This is a genomic window from Brevundimonas sp. NPDC046655, from assembly GCF_044901625.1.
Taxonomy (GTDB): domain Bacteria; phylum Pseudomonadota; class Alphaproteobacteria; order Caulobacterales; family Caulobacteraceae; genus Brevundimonas.
The window spans coordinates 326,681-345,496 of the sequence record NZ_JBJDPV010000004.1; the positions used below are offsets into that span (position 1 = coordinate 326,681).

Consider the following 18,816-nt stretch of genomic DNA (forward strand, 5'->3'; position numbering starts at 1 on the left):
CGACGCCGCCCACGGCGAGGGCTTTCCACAACAGTCGCATACACCGCCTCCCCTTGAGGGTCTGGGCCACGAACATCGCTCGCGGCGCGCGCGCAGGACGAAATAACGACGATACTAGACGGGGCAGCAGGGCGATTCCGGGAAACGCGGCGCTCCGCAAGGGGAAGCCGAAAGACGCCGAGAGGGAGCGTCGATTTGACAATCGGGATTTATACAACATATTGCGCAATATATTTCAGGATTGAATCGATGATGACGTCACGCGCTCTTGTCTCCCTGTTGGCGTTGGTGATGCTGACCCCCGCGTCCGTCCGGGCGCAGACCCTGGATCAGGGGGCGCAAAGAGAGGTGGTGGCGCGCCTGGAGACGGCGCTGAAGCAGAACTACGTCTTTCCCGACCGCATCCCCGCCATCTCGGCCGAACTGGACCGGCGGGTTCAGGCCGGGCCGATCGAGGCCAGGCCGTTCGCCGAGAGCCTGTCACAGGGTCTGGTCAAGGCCAGCGAGGACCTGCACTTCAGCGTGGCCTTTGATCCCGACGAGGTCGCCGCCGATCGTCAGGCCAAGGCGGGCGGGGAGAGCAGCACCCAGGCGCGACGCGACATCGAGCGCGCGGCCAATTTCGGTTTCCGCGACGCGCGAAGGCTGGACGGGGACCTGGCCTATGTCCGCTTCGACTTCTTCGCCGACCCGCAATACGGCCAGGAGGCGGCGGTGGGGGCCATGCGCTTCGCCGAAGGGGCCAAGGGTCTGATCTTCGATCTGCGCTACAACAATGGCGGGGTTCTGGAGATGGCCCAGTTCCTGATGAGCTACCTCTATCCGGCGGGCAAGGATCAGCTGTTCTTCGACTACAACTACAATGAAAAAGGGGTTCAGGTGGCGCGCAGCCAGTGGAATCTGCCCGCCGTGTCGGGCCGGCGGTCGGCCGACCTGCCGGTCGTGGTCCTGACCGGCTCGACCTCCTTTTCCTCGGCGGAGTGGATGGCGTTCTCGCTGCAGCGCCTCGGCCGGGCGACCGTGATCGGCGAGCAGACCGGCGGCGGCGCCCATCCCGTCACCCGCGTGCCGATCGACGACCGCTTCATGCTGCAGGTGCCGTTCGGCCAGATTCGCGATCCGATCAAGGGTCAGGATTTCGAGGGGGTCGGGGTGACCCCCGACCTGATCGTCCCGGCCTCGGACGCCCTACTGGCGGCGCAGAAATTCCTGCTGCAGAGCCGGGCGGAGGCCGGGGATGCGGACGCCAAATGGGCGCTGGTTCCGGTCGAATGGGCGATGACGGGCCAGAGGCCCAGCGCCCGTGATCTGGATGAGGCGGCGGGGACCTATGAGGGGCGGGCCCTGGTGCGCACGTCCGGCGGCCTGGCCTATCACTGGCGCGAGCGCTTTGTTCTGGCGCTGGACCCGATCGGCAAGGATCTGTTTGCGGTCCAGGGCACGGATGACTACCGCTTTCGTCTGGTGCGGACGAACGGCGCCGTGGTCGGGCTGGAACGGGTGTGGAAGTCCGGCGAAACGGCCGCCTATCGTCGCCTGAATTGAGGAGCCGTCAGGCGAATGATCGAGTTGAACCGGACCTATCTGGGCCGCCTCAGCGAGCAGTTGAGCGAATTGATCGAGCAGCAGTCGGCCGAGGTGTTCAAGCGCGCCGGCCTGGTCATTCCGGTCAAGTCGTCTTCGCTGTTGAGCGCCATCGCCATGCTGGGCCCGGTCTCGGTCGCCGATCTGGGGCGGGCGCTGGACCGTTCGCACCAGCTGCTGCAGCAGAAGGTCCCCAAGCTGGTGACCCTGGGACTGGTCAGCCGCCAGCCCGATCCCGCCGATCAGAGGGTGAACCTGATCGCGATCACGGAACGGGGGCGCGATCAGCTGGCCCTGCTCGACAGCCTGGATGGCGCGTTCGAGCGGGCCTACGCCGAGATGGAGCAGGACGCCGGCCCCGTGTTCGACGCGATCAAGCGCGCCATCCAGTCCCTGCAGGCCCGGCCTCTGGCCGCGCGCATGGACGTCTAAAGGCTCAGTCCAGGGCGTCGAAATCCACCACCAGGGGCGCGCGGTCCAGCAGGCTCAGGAGGCGGCGGAAGTCGGCCTGAGACAGGGCGGTGGTGGCGGTGTTGGTCAGGGGGTGGAAGTTGACCACGTCGGCCTCCCACAGGCGCTGGTCCAGGACGAAGGTCACGCGGCGATCCCCATCGTTGATCAGGCCCAGCGCCGTGACCGAGCCGGGGCGGACGCCGAGGGTCTGCCACATCAGCACCTCGTTGCCGAAGGACAGGCGGTCCGAGCCGAGGGTCCTGTGGGCGCGCTTCAGGTCGATGACCGTGTCCTGGGCCGCCGAGATCAGCCACAGCCGGCCCTTCTTGTCCTTGAGGAAGAGGTTCTTGGTGTGGAGGCCGGGCAGGTCGGCCTTGAGCTCCAGACCTTCCTCCACCCGGAAGACGGCGGGGTGGTCGTGGGTGGTTTGATTGATCCCGCTTTCAGCCATCCAGGCCAGCAGGCGGGGGCGGTCGTAGGCGGGGACGAAATCAGCGGCAGTTTCGCAGACGGGCAGTTCGGAAGCGGTGTCGGTCATCTCGGCCTTGTCGGACGGGCGGCGGGGGCGATAGGGGAGAAAGACGATATCGTTACCCCCTGTTCGACCTGTTTGGGAGCCCGCGTCTTGGAACTGGAATGCTATCCGATGACCGCTCGGCCGTGCGACCTGGTGCCGGGCCGCCAGTCGCGCAACTGGATGGACGCCTTCGCCAGCCGGCACCCCTATCGCTGTCTGCCGCTGAACATGGCCAACACCACGGGGTGGGAGATCCTCTGTCCCTTCGGCTTCACCGCCGAGTGGAACGGCGGGCCGGCCCAGTCCGACATCAAGATCACGCCCGACCGGCACCAGCCGGAGATGGACCACTTCGTCACCTCGCACTTCTCGCGCGGGGTGCTGACCATGCACCCCCAGTACCTGTTCCGTACGCCGCCCGGATGGGGGATGCTGGCGCAAGGCTCGCCGAACCACGTCAAGGACGGCATCCAGCCCCTGACCGGCCTGATCGAGACCGACTGGCTGCCCTTCCCCTTCACCATGAACTGGATCTTCACCCGGCCGGGCAAGGTGCGGTTCGAGAAGGGCGAGCCCTTCTGCTTCATCCTGCCGATCGAGCATCGCAAGGTGGAGGCCTTTGAACCGGTGATCCGTTCGCTGGAATCCAATCCCGGCATGAGAGGCCAGTTCGACGCCTGGAACCGGGCGCGCACCGACTTCAACACCCGCCTGGCCTCGGGCGATCCGGACGCGGCCAAGGAGGCCTGGCAGCGCTTCTACTTCAAGGGCGAGGTGCCGGAGGACCTGGGCTCGGCGCCGGCCACCCACGCCAACAAGCGGCGCCTCAAGACGCCTCGCGTCGGCTAGCGCCGACGCGAGGGTCTTTCTTGAGGGGGCCTATCGCGCTTCGCGCTACTTGAGGCCGTGATCAGAAGTAGAAGCGCCCGCCTCATCGACTGAGGCGGGCGTTTTTAGTTCAGGCTCTATTGCTCTGCGCTCAAGCAGCGAGCCGCCGCGCGGCGAGCGATAGCGCCCTCTTACCTAGAGACAGGTCGCATCACGCGCGGGCCGAGGTTGTTGATGACCTCGCGGGCGTCGAAGGCGTTGACGTCGCCGGCGGGCTTGGGTCCGCGACCCATGACGATCTCGGCCGTGGCCTCGTAGCGGTCGACCTGACGGATGTCGCGGTCGCGACCCCAGTAGGGATCCCAGGTGCTCCAGTAGCCGCGCTGGTAGAAGCGCCACGACGGACCCCAGTAGGGGCCGTAGCGGTCGTAGTAGAAGGGATCGGGCGTCGTATAGAAGCGGGTGTCGCGGTCGGTGGCGCGGGTCACGGTGGCGAACCAGTCGTAGCCGTTCTCGACCGTCAGCTCGGCCGAGCGCAGCAGCAGGGACATTTCGACCTGATCGCGCGAGGTGACCGAGTTGCCCGAGAAGCTGACGGCGTAGCGATTGGCTTCCAGACGCTGCTCGGCGTAGCCGCCGCGCTGGCCGTTGAGGCCCGCCGGCTGATAGGGGGTGGCGGTGGCGCAGGCGCCCAGGGCCAGGGCCCCGGCGAGGGCGACCAGAACCGACGTCTTACGAAGATTTCTCATGGGAGGTTCTCCTTGAGCGTTCACTGAACGTCCTTGGTGCTGAACGACAGGTGAACAGCCAAGTTCCTGAGGCTGCGACACAGACGCCTATCCGTGCAATCTGGTGACGATCAGGATCGCCGCAAGGATCAGCAGGGCGCCGACGAAGATGCCGAAGCCGCGCTTGAAGCGGGGCTGGTTCATCCGGTTGGCCAGGGCGGCGCCGCCGAGGCCGTAGGCGCTCATCGACAGGACGTCCATGCCGATGGTGGCCAGGGCGAACAGGGCCAGCTGGGGCGCGACCGGGCGGTTCACGTCTAGAAAGGGCGGCAGGACGGCGGTGAAGAAGAGGATGGCCTTGGGATTGGCGATCTGGACGGTGAAGCCGTCGATCAGGGCGCTGCGGCCTCGCCTGACCTCGACATGATCCGGTTCAGCGGCGGTGGCGAAGGCGCCGCGCAGGGCCTTGATCCCCAGCCAGGCGACATAGAGGGCGCCGAGGACGGCGATAATGCGAAAGACCTGGGGGAAGGCGGCGACCAGGGCGCCGAGACCCAGGGCGGCGGCGCCGAACCAGACAAGGGTGGCGGCGTTCATGCCGACCACGCCGATCAGGGCCGAGGCGCGGCCCTTCTCCATGCCCGTCGCCACGGCGAACAGGTTGGCCGGGCCCGGGGTGATGGCCATGACGGCCATGACGCCCAGGAAGGCGGCGTAGAGATGCGGATCGACAGGAAGCGCGGCCATGGCGTCCCCTTTCCGGCGGGGGACGGGTCAGGTCAAGCCTTGTCGGACGGGATCAGGCCTCGGCGGGCGGCGCGGGCGGCGCCGGGGGCGCCAGCGGGGCGTCGAAGGCCTCTTGGACCTCTTCGATGGCGTCCAGCGACTGGCCGACGGCGTAGTCGGCCATGAGGCCGTAGGTCACCATCTGGTCGGGATCGGGCTGGGCCCAGGCGCTGTTGACCGCCAGGCCCTGAACCAGGGGGGCGACGCCGGCCATGGCCTCGGTCACGACGGCTTCGATGTCCACATCGGCGAGGGCCTGCTGGGCGATCAGGTTCGCCTGTTGCGCGGCGACGCCGGTGAAGGCGGTCACGTGGGGCTGGTACTCGGACCACAGGGCGGCGATGCGCAGGCCCTTGGCCGTATCGCCCAGAGATGCGTCCGCCTCGATGGCTTCGGCGCGTTCGCCGAACTCCTCCATCTTCTTCTCGAAGGCGGCGGCGGCGGTTTCCAGCTGGACCTCGGCGGCGGTCCTGGCCTCCTGCGCCACGGCGGCGGAGACGGGCAGCAGGGCGAGGGCGGCGGCGAGCGACAGGGCGCGGATCATCAGGGGCCTCCTTGAGCGGACGCCGCAAGGTCTGCCGAACGCCGCCCGGCCTCAAGTGAAATCGCGGTAAGGCTGGGGCGGCCTCGACCTGAGGCCGGACCGCCCCCCGTTCTGACCTCAGTTGGGCGTCGCGACGACCGTGGCGGCCGGAGCGGCGGCCGCCGCCGTGATCGCCTGCTGGACCGCGACGCGGATCTGCGGGGCGATGCCGCGAATGGCCTGGCCGACCTTGCTGCGGGCGTCGGTCAGCTGCTGGCGTTCGGCTTCGTCGGTGGACGCCGCCAGTTGACCGTCGAGGAAGGTCTCAAAGGCCGAGGCGAAGGCGTCGAAATCGGGCTGGTAGCTGGCCAGGATGGCGTCGGCGGCGGCCATGCGCTTGGCTTCGTCGCCGCCGTCGGGGCCGTCGACCACGGCGCTCAGTTCGGTCTGCAGGCTTTCCATGCGAGCCTGGAAGGCGGCGGCCTTGCCCTCCATCTCGAGCTCGGCGGGGGACTTGGGCTTGGCGGGGGCGGCGGCCTCGGCGGGGGCGGCGGGGGCGGCGGGGGCGGCGTCCTGGGCGAAGGCGGGCGCGGCGAAGGCGAGCGTCGCCGCGGCGGCGGCGAGGGTCAGACGCAGGGACATGTAAGGAAGGCTCCGGCAGGGCGGGAGTGCGATACTCGCCGCAAGACAAGACCGAGGGTTCGGTTGAAGGCGAAGTTGGCCTTGTCAGACGCCGAGAGCAAGCGTCAGCATGGGGGCATGAAACGATCTTTTCTTCTGCTTGGCCTGTCTGTTGCGGCGGGTCTGTTGTCCGGGGGGACGCCGACGGGCGCCCAGACAGGCAGCCCGGCGCGCGCCTATGCGACGTCCGGCGACTGCGCCGGGCGGCCCGCGACCACGGTGCGGATGGCGCCCGGCCTGTGCCTGGGTCTGGTCTGGCAGGGCGCGGGAAGCGAGGGGCCGAGGATGCCGCGCGGCCTGATGCAACTGGCCGACGGCGACTGGCTGGTCACCGACCTGGGCGGCTGGGAGGCGGGCAAGGGGGCGGTCTGGCGCCTGTCGTTCGCGGCGGACGGCGCGGCGCAATGGCGGCGTCTGGCGCGGGGCCTGTCGATGCCGCACACGGTGGCGCGCGGGCCGGACGGGCGCATCTATGTGTCCGAGATGAACCGCATCCTGACCCTGGACCCCGAGGCGGCGGATCCGGCGGCCAGCGTGCGCACCGTGATCGGCGACCTGCCGGACAATCGGCTGCACGACAACCGTCACCCCCTGTCGAGCTTCGTCTTCGACGGCAACGGCGACCTGCTCGTCAATGTCGGGGCGCCGAGCGACCGCTGTCTGGACGCGGCGGGCAAGCCGAAGACGGATGCGCGCGGGGCTTGCGTCGAGAGCGCGGCGACGGCCCAGGTGCGGCGTCACGCCTATCTGGGCGCCCATCAGGGGGAGGGGCGCTGGGCCGAGGAGAGCAGCGTCTTCGCCAGCGGGCTGAGGAACTCCATCGCCCTGGTGCGCCATCCGTCGGGGACGGTGCTGCAGGCCGAGAACTCGGTCGATCTGCCCACGCCCGAGCATCCGTTCGACGAGGTCAATGTGCTGCGGCAGGGCGGGCATTACGGCTGGCCCTATTGCTTGGACTTGGAAACGCCCTTGCCGGGCTGGCCCGCCCGTCAGGCGCGCTGCGGCGAGCGGGATCGGCCCGTCGCCCTGCTGCCGCCGCACGCGGCGCCGCTGGACATGATCTATTACGAGGGGGCGATGTTCCCGGAACTGCGCGGGCGGCTGCTGATGACCTGGCACGGCTATCGGCGCACGGCGGGACGGATCACGGCGGTGGAGACGGATGCGCAAGGCGTGCCGCTGACCGATGTGGGCGGGCGTTACGCCGTCTATCCGCGTGGATCGCTGGCCTATCCGGCCGGGGCGCCGAGCGTGAAGGGGAAGGTTCTGACGCCGGGCTGGGATCGCGTGGCCGGGCGTCAGCCGCGCGGCTCGCCGGTGGTCATGGCGGTGGCCGCCGACGGCTCGATCTGGGTCACGGATGACCGCAGCCGGGCGATCCTGAGGATCGCCCGGCCCTAGGCTTTGGTCTTTAGGTTTTAGCCCTTGGTGCGGGCGTCGCGCTTGGCCAGGACGCGCAGGCGCAGGGCGTTCAGCTTGATGAAGCCGGCGGCGTCCTTGTGGTCATAGGCCTGGACGCCTTCCTCGAAGGTCACCAGGTCCTGGTCATAGAGGCTGTAGGGGCTCTCGCGGCCGATGACCGTGGCGCTGCCCTTGTAGAGCTTGACCTTGACCGTGCCCGAGACCTTCTCCTGGCTCTTGTCGACGGCGGCCTGCAGCATCTCGCGCTCGGGCGAGAACCAGAAGCCGTTGTAGACGAGGTGGGCGTACTTGACCGCCAGTTCGTCCTTCAGGTGCATGGCGCCGCGGTCCAGGGTGATGGACTCGATGCCGCGGTGGGCGGCCAGCAGGATGGTCCCGCCCGGGGTCTCGTAGACGCCGCGCGACTTCATGCCGACGAAGCGGTTCTCCACCAGGTCCAGACGGCCGATGCCGTTATCGTGGCCGTACTGGTTCAGGGCGGTCAGCAGGGTGGCGGGCGACATGGCCTCGCCGTTGATCGAGACGGCGTCGCCCTTCTCGAAACCGATCTCGATGACCGTGGCCACGTCAGGGGCGGCTTCCGGCGAGATGGTGCGCTGGTGCACGAACTCGGGGGCCTCGACGGCCGGGTCTTCCAGCACCTTGCCCTCGGACGAGGAGTGCAGAAGGTTGGCGTCGACCGAGAAGGGGGCCTCGCCGCGCTTGTCCTTGGAGATCGGGATCTGGTGCTTTTCGGCGAAGTCCAGCAGGGCCTCGCGCGAACGGAACTCCCACTCGCGCCAGGGGGCGATGACGTGGATGTCGGGGTTGAGGGCGTAGTAGCCCAGCTCGAAGCGGACCTGGTCGTTGCCCTTGCCGGTGGCGCCGTGACAGACGGCGTCGGCGCCCAGCTGGCGGGCGATCTCGATCTGGCGCTTGGCGATCAGCGGACGCGCGATCGAGGTGCCGAGCAGGTACTGGCCTTCATAGAGGGCGTTGGCGCGGAACATGGGGAAGACGAAGTCGCGCACGAACTCTTCGCGCAGGTCGTCGATGAAGATGTTCTCGGGCTTGATGCCCAGCTTCAGCGCCTTTTCCTTGGCGGGAGCCAGCTCTTCGCCCTGGCCCAGGTCGGCGGTGAAGGTGATGACCTCGGCGCCGTATTCCTCCTGCAGCCACTTCAGGATGATCGACGTGTCCAGCCCGCCCGAATAGGCGAGGACGACTTTCTTGGGGGCGGGCGAGGTCATCGGTCGAAACTTCCTTTCGGGAAAACGCGGGGAGGCGTGTCTGGCGCGCTTAAAGGACCAGACGCCGCCTGATGCAAGGGCATGATTGTGTTGCGGGCCCCGGATGTGAAAAGGGCGCCGCGACCGAAGCCGCGACGCCCTTTCTCATTCAGGCGACTGCGGGGCTCAGACGAGGGCCTTCAGCTTGTCGACCAGATCGGTCTTTTCCCAGCTGAAGCCGCCGTCGGCGTCGGGCGTGCGGCCGAAGTGGCCATAGGCGGCGCTGCGGCGATAGATGGGCTTGTTCAGGCCCAGGTGCTCGCGGATGGCGCGCGGCGAGGCGCCGCCGATCAGCTTGGGCAGTTCGGCTTCCAGCACCGCCTCGTCGATCTTGCCCGTGCCGTGCAGGTCGACGTGGACCGACAGGGGCTTGGACACGCCGATGGCGTAGGAAATCTGGATGGTGCAGCGGTCGGCCAGGCCGGCGGCGACCACGTTCTTGGCCAGGTAGCGGCAGGCGTAGGCGGCCGAGCGGTCGACCTTGGTCGGGTCCTTGCCCGAGAAGGCGCCGCCGCCGTGCGGGGCCGCGCCCCCGTAGGTGTCGACGATGATCTTGCGCCCGGTCACCCCGGCGTCGCCGTCGGGCCCGCCGATCACGAAGGTGCCGGTCGGGTTGATGTGCCACTCGGTCTCGTTGGTGATGAAGCCCTGCGGCAGCACCTTCTCGACATAGGGTTTGACGATGGCGGCGACCTGATCCTGGCTGAGGCCGTCCTTGTGCTGGGTCGAGACCACGATCGAGGCAGCGCGCACCGGGCGGCCGTTTTCGTAGAAGAGCGTCACCTGGCTCTTGGCGTCGGGCTCCAGGCCCGGCTCCTGGCCCGAATGGCGGGCCTCGGCCAGGGCCTTCAGGATGTTGTGGCTGTATTGCAGGGTGGCCGGCATCAGCTCGGGCGTCTCGTTCGAGGCGTAGCCGAACATGATGCCCTGGTCCCCCGCGCCCTCGTCCTTGTCCTCGCCGGCGTCGACGCCCTGGGCGATGTGGGCCGACTGCGGGTGCAGGTTGTTCTCGAAGCGGAAGGTCTTCCAGTGGAAGCCGTCCTGCTCATAGCCGATGTCGCGCACCACGCCGCGCACCGTGTCCTCGATCTCCTGCTCGACGCCGGGGGCCCAGTTGCCTTCCGTGTCCATGATGCCCTCGCCGCGGATCTCGCCGGCCAGAACCACCAGATTGGTCGTCGTCAGGGTCTCGCACGCCACGCGCGCCTCGGGGTCCTTGGACAGGAACAGATCGACGATGGAGTCGGAGATCTGGTCCGCGACCTTGTCGGGGTGGCCTTCCGAGACGCTCTCGGAGGTGAACAGAAACGACGAACGGGCCAAGGCAGGCTCCTGCAAGACGGTGAGGCCGACAGACATATAAAGATATGCTTATACCTTCAAGTGCGCTGTCGCTGCGTCAGGCGAAGTCCAGGCGCGTCTCTCCGCTCGGCGGGATCTTCACGGTGCGGACGACGTCGGCGTGGCGGACGCGCGTTTCGTCGCCCGGCGCGCCGCGCAGCACCACCTCGGTCGGCCGCCCCTCGGCCCAGGCGACATCGAGGCCGAAGCCGCCGCGCGCCCGGACGCCGCGCAGCCAGCCCTTCGGCCAGGCGGAGGGCAGGGCGGGCAGGATCTCGATCTCGCCCGGGCGCGACTGGACGATCATTTCCGCCATGCCGTTGGTTCCGCCGAAATTGCCGTCGATCTGGAAGGGCGGATGGGCGTCGAACAGATTGGGGTAGGTGCGTTCCGGGCCCAGCAGCAGCCTGAGTACGCGGTGGGTCCGGTCGCCGTCGCCCAGGCGCGCCCACAGGTTGATGCGCCAGCCGATGGCCCAGCCGGTCGACAGGTCGCCGCGCTGCTCCAACGAGGTCCGGGCGGCCAGGGCGAGATCAGGGGTGTCGCGGCGCGAGATCTGCCAGCTGGGGAAGAGGGCGTAGAGGTGCGAGACGTGGCGGTGGTGCGGCTCGGGCGCCGCCATGTCCCAGTCCTCCAGCCATTCCTGCAACTGGCCAGCCTTGCCGATGCGGTCGGCGGGCAGGCGGGCGCGGGCGGCCAGCACCTCACGGCGGAAAGCGGCGTCCTTGCGCAGGATCTGCGAGGCCTCGGCGACATGGGCGAACAGGTCACGCAGGATCTGGCTGTCCATGGCGGGGCCGGCGCAGACCGCGGCCCCGAACGGGTGCAGGTTCTCCGGCGACAGCGACGGACAGGTGACCAGGCCCGAGCCGTCCGGGTGCTCGACCAGGGTGTCGAGGAAGAACTGGGCCGCCCCCTTCATCACCGGATAGACCTCGGCCAGATAGGCCTTGTCGCGGCCGTAGTCATAGTGGTCCCACAGGTGTTCGCACAGCCAGGCGCCGCCCATGGGCCACAGACCGAAGCGGGCTCCGTCGATGGGGGCGGTGGCGCGCCACAGGTCGGTGTTGTGATGGCAGACCCAGCCGCGCGCGCCGTAGTTGACGCGGGCGGTGACGGCGCCGGTCTCGGCCATCTGCTTGACCATGGCGATCAGGGGCTCGACGCACTCCTGCATGGCCAGGGGCTCGGCGGGCCAGTAGTTCATCTCGGTGTTGATGTTGATCGTGTATTTCGAGCCCCACGGCGGGCTGGTCTTGTCGTTCCACAGGCCCTGAAGATTGGCCGGCTGGGTCCCCGGGCGCGAACAGGCCAGCAGCAGGTAGCGGCCGTACTGGAAGTAGAGGGCGGCCAGGGCCGGATCGTCGAGGGTGGCGGAGTTGGCGACCCGCTGGTCGGTCGGTCTTTGCGCGGCCTCGGTGGTCCCGACGGCGAAACCGACGCGTCGGAACAGGGGCTGGTAGTCCGCCAGATGGCGCGCCTTCAGCCGGTCGAAATCCGCATCCAGCCTCGCCCGGGCGGCCAGGGTCCGGGCGCGCGGATCGCCGCTGACGTCCCTGGGGCCCACGTGGCTGGTGGCCATGGCGATCAGGATCAGGGCCTCGTCGGCGCCTTCGACGCGCAGGGCGCCGTCCTTGCCGAACGCGCGCCCGCCGCGCGGCAGGATGCGAACCCGTGTCTCGAAGCTCAAGGCGGCGGGGATGTCGAACTGGGAGCCGTTGCGGCCGGTCAGGACCAGATCCCCGTCCTCGACGGCGGCGTCGCCCGCCTGGGGCGTCTCGAAGCCGGCGTCGAAGCTCAGCGCGCCCGGGCGGTCGGCGGTCAGCCGCACGACGATGACGTCGTCGGGGCGTGAAGCGAACACTTCGCGGCGATAGCCGACGCCGTCCAGGCGGTACTCCGTCGTGGCCAGGGCCTGATCCAGATCCAGCTCACGCCGATAGCCGCTCGCGCCCGATCGGACGCCGAAGGTCAGGAGCAGGTCGCCGATGGTCTGATAGCTCATCTGCCGGATCGGCCGGGCCATCATCCGGGCCTGGGCCAGGGCCTGGGCCTCCGGATAGCGGCCCTCGAAGATCAGGCGGCGCACCTCCGGCAGGGCCTTGAGCGCGTCGGGGCTGGAGGGATCATAGGGGCCGCCGGCCCACAGGCTGTCCTCGTTCAGCTGCAGCCGCTCGCGGGCGACCCCGCCGAAGACCATGGCGCCCAGCCGGCCGTTGCCGACCGGCAGGGCCTCGACCCAGGCCTCGGCCGGACTGCGATACCAGAGCTTGGGCTCGGCCTCGTCGCCGATGCGCGGCAGGGGAACGACGGTCGGCTGGGCCAGAACCATCGGCCCTGCGCCCGCGAAGGCCGCCGTGGCCGCGGCGCCCATCAGCAGTCGCCGTCGATTGAACCCTGCCGCACCCGCCTTGAACGTCGTCATTCCCGCCTCCCCACCTTCTCGGATCAATTAGTAGTATGATACGATGAAACAGAGCGGCGCAATACGGCGCGCACGCAGGCTGGCCCCAGGCGATCGGGTCGAAAACGATTCAGGCTGTCTGAAGAGAGTGGTGCCGCTTAGGTGACTCGAACACCTGACCCCATCATTACGAATGATGTGCTCTACCGGCTGAGCTAAAGCGGCTCCGGTCGGCGGCCTGACGAGTGTCAGTGGCCGCGCGAGGTCGGGTCTTTATACGGGTCCGACGGACTTGCCAAGCGCTGTCAGCACGGAGTTTTCATCCGGGGCGTCGGCGGTGCGGATTTCGGTGAAGCTGAAGGCCGTCAGCGGGGCTGCAGCGGCGGCGGAAATGCAGACGGCGAGCCGGTTTGCGGCGATCTCGGGTGTCGCGATGCGGGCGAAGGCGCGGGCGGCGCGGGGGGAATGCAGCAGGACGGCGTCGAAATCGGCGGGCGTGTCGGCGTCGGTCTCCTCGGCGGCGTAGACCGGCAGGCGTCGGACGGCGCGTTCGGGCAGGAGAGCAGGCAGGTCGCCGGCGGGCTCGCGGGCGCCGGGGGCGAGGATCAGGCCCTGGATCGGGCTGGCGGCGATGAGGCGGGCGAGGGCGTGGATGTCGCCGGCGGCCGAGCGGGCGTCGGTGAAGTCGGCCTCGCGGGCGGCCTCGGCGGTGGCGTCGCCGACCGCGAAGACGGGAAGGTCGCGCAAGGCCGGCGTCAGGGCGGCGAAGGCGGAGACGCCGTTGGGGCTGGTGAAGGCCAGGGCCGCGACCGAGGCGAAGTCAGGCGCGGCGTCGAGGGCGTCGGGCAGGGGGCGGATGGCCAGCAGGGGGGCGACCACAGGCTCGAAGCCGAGCGCCGTCAGCCGGGCGGCGGTGCGCGCGGCGCCGGGCTGGGCGCGGGTGATCCAGATGCGGCGGATCGGCCGCATGGCCTAGAGGTCGATCTTCTGGTCGCCGGCCTCGGCCTGGACCTCGCCACCGAGACGCAGGCCGAGGGCGCGAGCGTGGTCGAGGGCGGTTGAGGACGAAACGCCCGAGATTTCCCCGACGCGGCGCCAACGGGCCGAGCCGTCGGGGCTGAGCATTTCCGTGGTCAGGCGCAGGGTCCCGTTCTCGATCAGGGCGTAGGCGCCGATGGCGGTGCGGCACGAGCCTTCCAGCGCGGTCATGGCGCCGCGCTCGGCGGCGACGGCCAGGGCGGTCAGGTCGTGGTTGAGGACGCGGGTCCAGTCGGCGGATGCGTCGCCCTCGCGCGTCTGGATGGCCAGGGCGCCCTGGCCCGGGGCGGGCAGGAAGGCGTCGAGCGACAGACGCTCGCGGATGACCTCGGAGAAGCCGAGACGGTTCAGGCCCGAGCAGGCCAGGAGGATGGCGTCGAAGTCGCCGTCCTTGAGCCGTTTCAGCCGGGTGTCGACATTGCCGCGCAGCATCTCGATCTGCAGGTCGGGGCGCAGGGCCAGGGCTTGCGCTTGCCGCCGCAGCGAGGCGGTGCCCAGACGGGCGCCGTGGGGCAGATCGGCGAAGCTGGCGAAATGCTCGCTGATGAAGCCGTCGCGGGCGTCTTCGCGCTCGGGGACGGCGGCGATGGCCAGCCCCTCGGGCTGTTCGGCGGGGACGTCCTTCATCGAGTGGACGGCGACGTCGACGCGGCCGTCGAGCAGGGCCTCCTCGATCTCCTTGGTGAACAGGGCCTTGCCGCCGACTTCCAGCAGACGGCGGTCCTGAATCCGGTCGCCGGTGGTCACGATCTCGACCAGGGGGACCAGGGTTTCGATGTCGGCCTCGGCGACGCCCAGCGCGCGCCCGATGGCGCGCTGCATCATGCCGGACTGGGCCAGGGCCAGCCTGGAGCGGCGGGTGCCGATGCGGAGAAGCGGGGTCATGAGGTCGCGCAGCCGTTGCGAAAGGGGAACCGGGCCGCTACCTCGACCCGATGAACACTGGCGCGGACTATAGCAGCGGAACGACGGGGGCAACCGAACGGCGGTCGGACGGATTGACCGTGCTGGGTCTGGAGACCAGCTGCGACGAGACCGCCGCCTCGGTGGTGCGCCTGTCGGCGGCCGGGGCCGAGGTCCTGTCCAGCGTCATTCACAGCCAGATCGACGAGCACGCGGCTTTCGGCGGGGTGGTGCCGGAAATCGCCGCGCGCAGCCATGTCGAGATGATCGACGGCGTCGCCCGCCGGGCCATGAGCGAGGCCGGGATCGACTATGCGGCGCTGGACGGGGTGGCGGCGACCGCCGGGCCGGGGCTGGTCGGCGGGGTCATGGTGGGGCTGAGCTACGGCAAGGCCGTGGCCTTGGCGCGCGACCTGCCGCTGATCGCGGTCAATCACCTGGAAGGCCATGCGGTGTCGGCGCGGCTGGGGGCGGAGACGAGCTATCCCTTCCTGCTGCTGCTGGTCTCGGGCGGGCATTGTCAGTTGCTGGAGGTGCGCGGCATCGGCGACATGAGCCGGCTGGGCACGACCATCGACGACGCGGCGGGCGAGGCCTTCGACAAGATCGCCAAGGCCATGGGGCTGGGCTACCCCGGCGGGCCGGCGCTGGAAAAACTGGCGGCGTCCGGGGACGGATCGCGCTTCGACCTGCCGCGCGCCCTGCTGGGACGCAAGGACTGCGACTTCTCCTTCTCGGGCCTGAAGACGGCGGCCTCGCGGCTGGCCCAGACCTGTACGAGCGAGCAGGACAAGGCCGATCTGGCCGATGCGGTGCAGAAGGCCATCGCGCGCCAGCTGGCCGAGCGGACCGAGCGGGCCATGCTGGCCTATGCGGAACAGCATGAGGCTTTGCACTTCGTTGTCGCGGGCGGGGTGGCGGCCAACAAGACGATCCGGCGCACGCTGGAGGATCTGGCGACGAAGCACGGCTTCAGCTTCCTGGCGCCGCCCATGGTCTATTGCACCGACAACGCGGCCATGATCGCCTTGGCGGGGGCGGAGCGGCTGGAAAAAGGCCTGACCTCGGACATCGATGTCGCCGCCCGGCCGCGATGGCCTCTGGACGAGGCGCGCGCGAACGCCGATCCTGTGCACAAGAAAATGGGCCGCAAGGGCGCCAAGGCTTGAGGGCCTGGCGTTCGGGCGGTGGTCGGGGGACCGGAGAAGACATGGAATTTCATACGGCAGGCGTGATTGGCGGCGGCGCATGGGGCACGGCCCTGGCGCAGAGCGCGGCGGCGGCGGGCCTGGCGGTCGTCCTGCAGGCGCGTGAGCCCGAGGTCATCGAAAGCATCCGCGCGCGGCGGGTCAACGACGCCTTCCTGCCGGGGATCGAGCTGGACTCGGCCATCAACGTCACCTCGAACCTGGCCGATCTGGCTGACTGCGATCTGATTCTGGCGGTGCCGCCGGCCCAGCATATGCGGGCGACGCTGACGGCTTTTGCACCCTATGCCCGGCCCGGTCTGCCCATCGTCCTGTGCGCCAAGGGCGTCGAGCGCGGCTCGCTGAAGCTGATGACCGAGGTGCTGGCCGAGACCATCCCCTCGGCGACCCCTGCCGTCCTGTCGGGCCCCAGCTTCGCCGCCGAGGTGGCGCGCGGCCTGCCCAGCGCCGTCACCATCGCCTGCGAGGACGAGGACATGGCGGTCGCCCTGGCCACGGCCCTGTCGGGGCCGGTATTCCGCCCCTATCTGGCCGACGACCTGATCGGGGCCGAGACGGGCGGGGCGTTGAAGAACGTCCTGGCCATCGCCTGCGGCATCGTCGAGGGCCGCGAACTGGGCCGCAGCGCCCACGCCGCCGTCATCACGCGCGGTTTCGCCGAGATCGTCCGCGTGGCCCAGGCCCTGGGCGGCAAGGCCGAGACGGTCGCCGGCCTGTGCGGTCTGGGCGATCTGGTCCTGACCTGCTCCAGCCCGCAGTCGCGCAACATGAGCCTGGGCCTCGCCCTGGGGCAGGGGATGAGCGTGGAGCAGGCCCTGGCCGGCAAGCGGTCGGTGGCCGAGGGCTATGAGAGCGCGCCCGCGGTGCGCGAGCTGACCCGCAAGCTGGGCGTCGAGACCCCCATCTGCGAGGCGGTCGCCGCCGTCCTGGCGGGCGAGACCACGGTGGACGCGGCCATCGAGGCCCTGCTGACCCGACCGCTCAAGCCCGAACGCGAATAGTGTCTGAAGCCGAGGAAGCGGCGCCGGAAGAGCGCAAGCGCGTCTGGAAGACGCCGCCGAACGTGCCCCTGTGCGCCGAGGCCGACATCGCCGACCCCGGCTCGCGCGGCTTTGTGCTGCAGATCGGCGAGGCCTTCTTCCACGGTTTCGTGGTGAAGAAGGACGGCGCGGTGGCCGGTTGGGTCGACCGCTGCCCGCACGCGGGCTTCCCCATCGCCATGGAGCTGGACCGCTATCTGACGCCGGACGGCGCGCTGATCATGTGCGGCTGGCACGGGGCGGTGTTCGAGCCGCTGTCGGGCGCCTGCGTCGGCGGCCCCTGCGCGGGCGGCAAGCTGACGCCCTGGCCGGTTGAGGCGCGCGGCGGGATCATCCGCACGGCTTGAGGTGATCTAGACCGCGCCTCCCATCTCCGCCGTCATCCTCGGGCTTGACCCGAGGATCGAGCCGTCGGCTCCGCTTCGGCGAGAGGGAAACTCGCCCGTAATCAACTTGACGCCGGCTGCGTGCGGGACGCCCGATCCTCGGGTCAAGCCCGAGGATGACGGGAGGAGGTTACGGGGGTAGAGCGGGCGCCGTCGCTATTCCTTCGGGACGATCTTCGGGTCCTTGGTGAAGGCGTCGTCGACCTCTTCCTCGGTGATCCGCTTGGACGGGTCGCCGGGCTGGTTGAGGTTCTGTTCCTCTGTGCCGTCGCCCATCATGCCGGGATGGGAATCGGTCTTTTTCGGGTCTTGCTCGGCCATGTCGGGCTCCTTGCTGGACTACAGCAAGCAACACGGGCCGTGCATCGCCGTTCCATCACGGCGGCTTGACTAGGTCTTCAGGCGCCTGGCGTTGGCCACGGCGGCGGCGTGGATCGGCGACAGGGCCTGGGCCTGAAGCTTCAGCATAGACTCGCCCATGGTCCAGCTGTCGGAAAGGGCGCGCGACCAGACGCCCATGCCCCAGGCGGCCTGCAGGGCCGCGGCGCCCGCCAGGCTGTCGGCGCCGGCCAGCCGCGCCAGATGGGCCGAGGCCTCAAGACCCTCGCGGTCGGCGATGCGGCGGCCCTGATCGGCCAGATCGAGGGCGCCCGCCGCCACAGCCCCCGCCGAGGCCGTCAGGGCCTCGACCTTTTCCACGCCCATCCGCCCCAGTTCGGCGTGATCCGCGTTCAGGGGATCGGCCAGGGCCTCGCCCATGATGGCCAGACGGCGGGCGATGACCTGGGCCGAGGCCTCGGCGGTCTCCTGTCCGGCGCGGGCGGTGCGGGCGGCGCGAGCAATGGGGTTCATGCGGCGAGCCTGGGCCTGTTCCGCTCGCGGGGCAAGCGGATCAGGCCCCTTAGCTTCAGGGCAGGACTTCGGCGGCGAAGGCCGAAACGTCCTGGATCAGCGCCGGGACGGAGGCGTCGATGATGCGCTGGCCCTTCTCGGGGCTGGCCTGGGCCGGGTCCGAGCCGATGCGGCCGTCAGGGAAGCGGGCGCGGTAGTCGAGCGCGTCGCGGATCGGGCCCATGGGGGCGATCTTGGGGCTGTAGTCGGCGATCTTGATGTGGTCGGGATAGGCGGCCTGGGTCACCGCGATCTCGGACGGAGTGGCGTGGGCGCCGTGGCCGACCGGGAAGATCTCCTCGCACAGCTTGTGCACGCCGGGCAGGTCCCACCAGTTGCGCAGCTTCAGGACAAACGGAGGTTGCTCCTCGACGAAGGACCACTCGGCGTAGATTTCCGAGAAGGTGGCCTCGATGGTGGCGACGTTGCCGCCGTGGCCGTTGAGGAAATAGATGCGCTCGAAGCCATGACGGGCCAGCGACGACACCCAGTCGGTGATCGCGGCCATGAAGGTCGAGGGGCGCAGGCTGATGGTGCCGGGGAAGGCCAGGTGATGCTGGGCCATGCCGATGTTGAAGGTCGGGGCGATGATCAGGCGCTGGTCGCCCTTCTCGGCGGCGTGGGCGATGATCTCGGGACAGAGCCAGTCGGTGCCCAGCAGGCCGGTCGGGCCGTGCTGCTCGTTGGAGCCGATCGGCACGATGACGGTCTTGGACAGGGCGGCGCCGTCCTTCAGGCGCGCGTCGATTTCGGGCCAGGACGACAGGTGGATCAGCATGGGGGAACTCCGCGAGGGGGGCAGAAAGACCTCGGCG

General features: G+C 69.4%; 20 protein-coding genes and 1 tRNA gene. 7 read left to right on the forward strand and 14 right to left on the reverse strand.

Translation table 11 applies throughout. The features are described 5' to 3' along the window. The first annotated feature begins 249 nt into the window (after positions 1–249). Positions 250–1,545, forward strand: coding sequence for a S41 family peptidase (locus ACI2KI_RS13275; protein ID WP_404620756.1), 1,296 nt, complete (start codon positions 250–252; stop codon positions 1,543–1,545). 15 nt (positions 1,546–1,560) lie between these two features. Beyond that, entirely contained in the window at positions 1,561–2,016 is a 456-nt protein-coding gene (locus tag ACI2KI_RS13280; protein WP_404620758.1) for a MarR family winged helix-turn-helix transcriptional regulator, read from the forward strand. A gap of 4 nt (positions 2,017–2,020) precedes the next feature. On the opposite strand, the gene ACI2KI_RS13285 is transcribed toward ACI2KI_RS13280, so the two are convergent. Next, positions 2,021–2,575 (reverse strand): prolyl-tRNA synthetase associated domain-containing protein, encoded by a 555-nt coding sequence (locus ACI2KI_RS13285; protein WP_404620760.1) that lies wholly within the window; start codon positions 2,573–2,575, stop codon positions 2,021–2,023. Positions 2,576–2,662: 87 nt separating this feature from the next. Here ACI2KI_RS13285 and ACI2KI_RS13290 point away from each other — a divergent pair, with 87 nt between their 5' ends. Beyond that, on the forward strand, positions 2,663–3,403 hold the full coding sequence (locus ACI2KI_RS13290; protein ID WP_292084801.1) for a DUF6065 family protein: 741 nt from the start codon (positions 2,663–2,665) through the stop codon (positions 3,401–3,403). 170 nt (positions 3,404–3,573) lie between these two features. On the opposite strand, the gene ACI2KI_RS13295 is transcribed toward ACI2KI_RS13290, so the two are convergent. The 4 genes from ACI2KI_RS13295 to ACI2KI_RS13310 all read right to left on the reverse strand — a co-directional run bounded on the left by ACI2KI_RS13295 (position 3,574) and on the right by ACI2KI_RS13310 (position 6,061). Continuing rightward, positions 3,574–4,131 (reverse strand): CC0125/CC1285 family lipoprotein, encoded by a 558-nt coding sequence (locus tag ACI2KI_RS13295; protein ID WP_404620762.1) that lies wholly within the window; start codon positions 4,129–4,131, stop codon positions 3,574–3,576. An 87-nt stretch (positions 4,132–4,218) separates the two neighbouring features. Further along, positions 4,219–4,857, reverse strand: a complete 639-nt coding sequence (locus ACI2KI_RS13300) for a LysE family translocator (RefSeq protein WP_404620764.1) — start codon at positions 4,855–4,857, stop codon at positions 4,219–4,221. Between the two features lie 52 nt (positions 4,858–4,909). After that, positions 4,910–5,440, reverse strand: coding sequence for a hypothetical protein (locus tag ACI2KI_RS13305; RefSeq protein ID WP_404620766.1), 531 nt, complete (start codon positions 5,438–5,440; stop codon positions 4,910–4,912). 117 nt (positions 5,441–5,557) lie between these two features. Continuing rightward, the gene (locus ACI2KI_RS13310) at positions 5,558–6,061 is read right to left on the reverse strand and encodes a hypothetical protein (protein WP_404620768.1); all 504 of its coding nucleotides are present in this window, start codon (positions 6,059–6,061) and stop codon (positions 5,558–5,560) included. A gap of 117 nt (positions 6,062–6,178) precedes the next feature. On the opposite strand from ACI2KI_RS13310, the gene ACI2KI_RS13315 reads away from it, so the two are divergent. Then, positions 6,179–7,501, forward strand: a complete 1,323-nt coding sequence (locus tag ACI2KI_RS13315) for a PQQ-dependent sugar dehydrogenase (protein WP_404620770.1) — start codon at positions 6,179–6,181, stop codon at positions 7,499–7,501. Positions 7,502–7,518: 17 nt separating this feature from the next. Here ACI2KI_RS13315 and ACI2KI_RS13320 read toward each other — a convergent pair whose 3' ends face one another. The 6 genes from ACI2KI_RS13320 to hemC form a co-directional block, all read right to left on the reverse strand. After that, positions 7,519–8,751: an argininosuccinate synthase gene (locus ACI2KI_RS13320; protein WP_404620772.1), complete on the reverse strand. Its 1,233-nt coding sequence runs from the start codon at positions 8,749–8,751 to the stop codon at positions 7,519–7,521. 165 nt (positions 8,752–8,916) lie between these two features. Continuing rightward, the gene (metK, locus tag ACI2KI_RS13325; protein WP_404620774.1) at positions 8,917–10,113 is read right to left on the reverse strand and encodes a methionine adenosyltransferase; all 1,197 of its coding nucleotides are present in this window, start codon (positions 10,111–10,113) and stop codon (positions 8,917–8,919) included. Between the two features lie 76 nt (positions 10,114–10,189). After that, complete coding sequence (locus ACI2KI_RS13330; RefSeq protein WP_404620776.1) at positions 10,190–12,556, reverse strand: glycosyl hydrolase family 95 catalytic domain-containing protein; 2,367 nt, start codon at positions 12,554–12,556, stop codon at positions 10,190–10,192. 128 nt (positions 12,557–12,684) lie between these two features. Continuing rightward, a tRNA-Thr gene (locus ACI2KI_RS13335) sits at positions 12,685–12,760 on the reverse strand. A 48-nt stretch (positions 12,761–12,808) separates the two neighbouring features. Further along, positions 12,809–13,504, reverse strand: coding sequence for a uroporphyrinogen-III synthase (locus ACI2KI_RS13340; protein WP_404620778.1), 696 nt, complete (start codon positions 13,502–13,504; stop codon positions 12,809–12,811). Positions 13,505–13,507: 3 nt separating this feature from the next. Continuing rightward, positions 13,508–14,458 (reverse strand): hydroxymethylbilane synthase, encoded by a 951-nt coding sequence (gene hemC / locus ACI2KI_RS13345; RefSeq protein WP_404620780.1) that lies wholly within the window; start codon positions 14,456–14,458, stop codon positions 13,508–13,510. A gap of 50 nt (positions 14,459–14,508) precedes the next feature. On the opposite strand from hemC, the gene tsaD reads away from it, so the two are divergent. Genes tsaD through ACI2KI_RS13360 form a run of 3 tightly spaced genes read left to right on the forward strand, consistent with a single transcriptional unit; the run spans position 14,509 to position 17,071 of the window. Next, the gene (tsaD, locus tag ACI2KI_RS13350) at positions 14,509–15,645 is read left to right on the forward strand and encodes a tRNA (adenosine(37)-N6)-threonylcarbamoyltransferase complex transferase subunit TsaD (protein ID WP_404620782.1); all 1,137 of its coding nucleotides are present in this window, start codon (positions 14,509–14,511) and stop codon (positions 15,643–15,645) included. Between the two features lie 41 nt (positions 15,646–15,686). Next, positions 15,687–16,685: an NAD(P)H-dependent glycerol-3-phosphate dehydrogenase gene (locus ACI2KI_RS13355; protein WP_404620784.1), complete on the forward strand. Its 999-nt coding sequence runs from the start codon at positions 15,687–15,689 to the stop codon at positions 16,683–16,685. After that, a complete protein-coding gene (locus tag ACI2KI_RS13360; protein ID WP_404620786.1) occupies positions 16,685–17,071 on the forward strand; it encodes a Rieske (2Fe-2S) protein in 387 nt (128 codons plus the stop codon). The genes ACI2KI_RS13355 and ACI2KI_RS13360 overlap by 1 nt, the downstream gene beginning before the upstream one ends. Positions 17,072–17,266: 195 nt before the next feature. On the opposite strand, the gene ACI2KI_RS13365 is transcribed toward ACI2KI_RS13360, so the two are convergent. The 3 genes from ACI2KI_RS13365 to ACI2KI_RS13375 form a co-directional block, all read right to left on the reverse strand. Beyond that, positions 17,267–17,431 (reverse strand): hypothetical protein, encoded by a 165-nt coding sequence (locus ACI2KI_RS13365; protein WP_404620788.1) that lies wholly within the window; start codon positions 17,429–17,431, stop codon positions 17,267–17,269. 69 nt (positions 17,432–17,500) lie between these two features. Beyond that, entirely contained in the window at positions 17,501–17,962 is a 462-nt protein-coding gene (locus ACI2KI_RS13370) for a phasin family protein (RefSeq protein WP_404620790.1), read from the reverse strand. A 55-nt stretch (positions 17,963–18,017) separates the two neighbouring features. Continuing rightward, positions 18,018–18,779 carry a creatininase family protein gene (locus tag ACI2KI_RS13375; RefSeq protein ID WP_404620792.1) on the reverse strand — a complete coding sequence of 254 codons (762 nt, stop codon included), beginning with the start codon at positions 18,777–18,779 and terminating at the stop codon, positions 18,018–18,020. Positions 18,780–18,816: the final 37 nt, after the last annotated feature.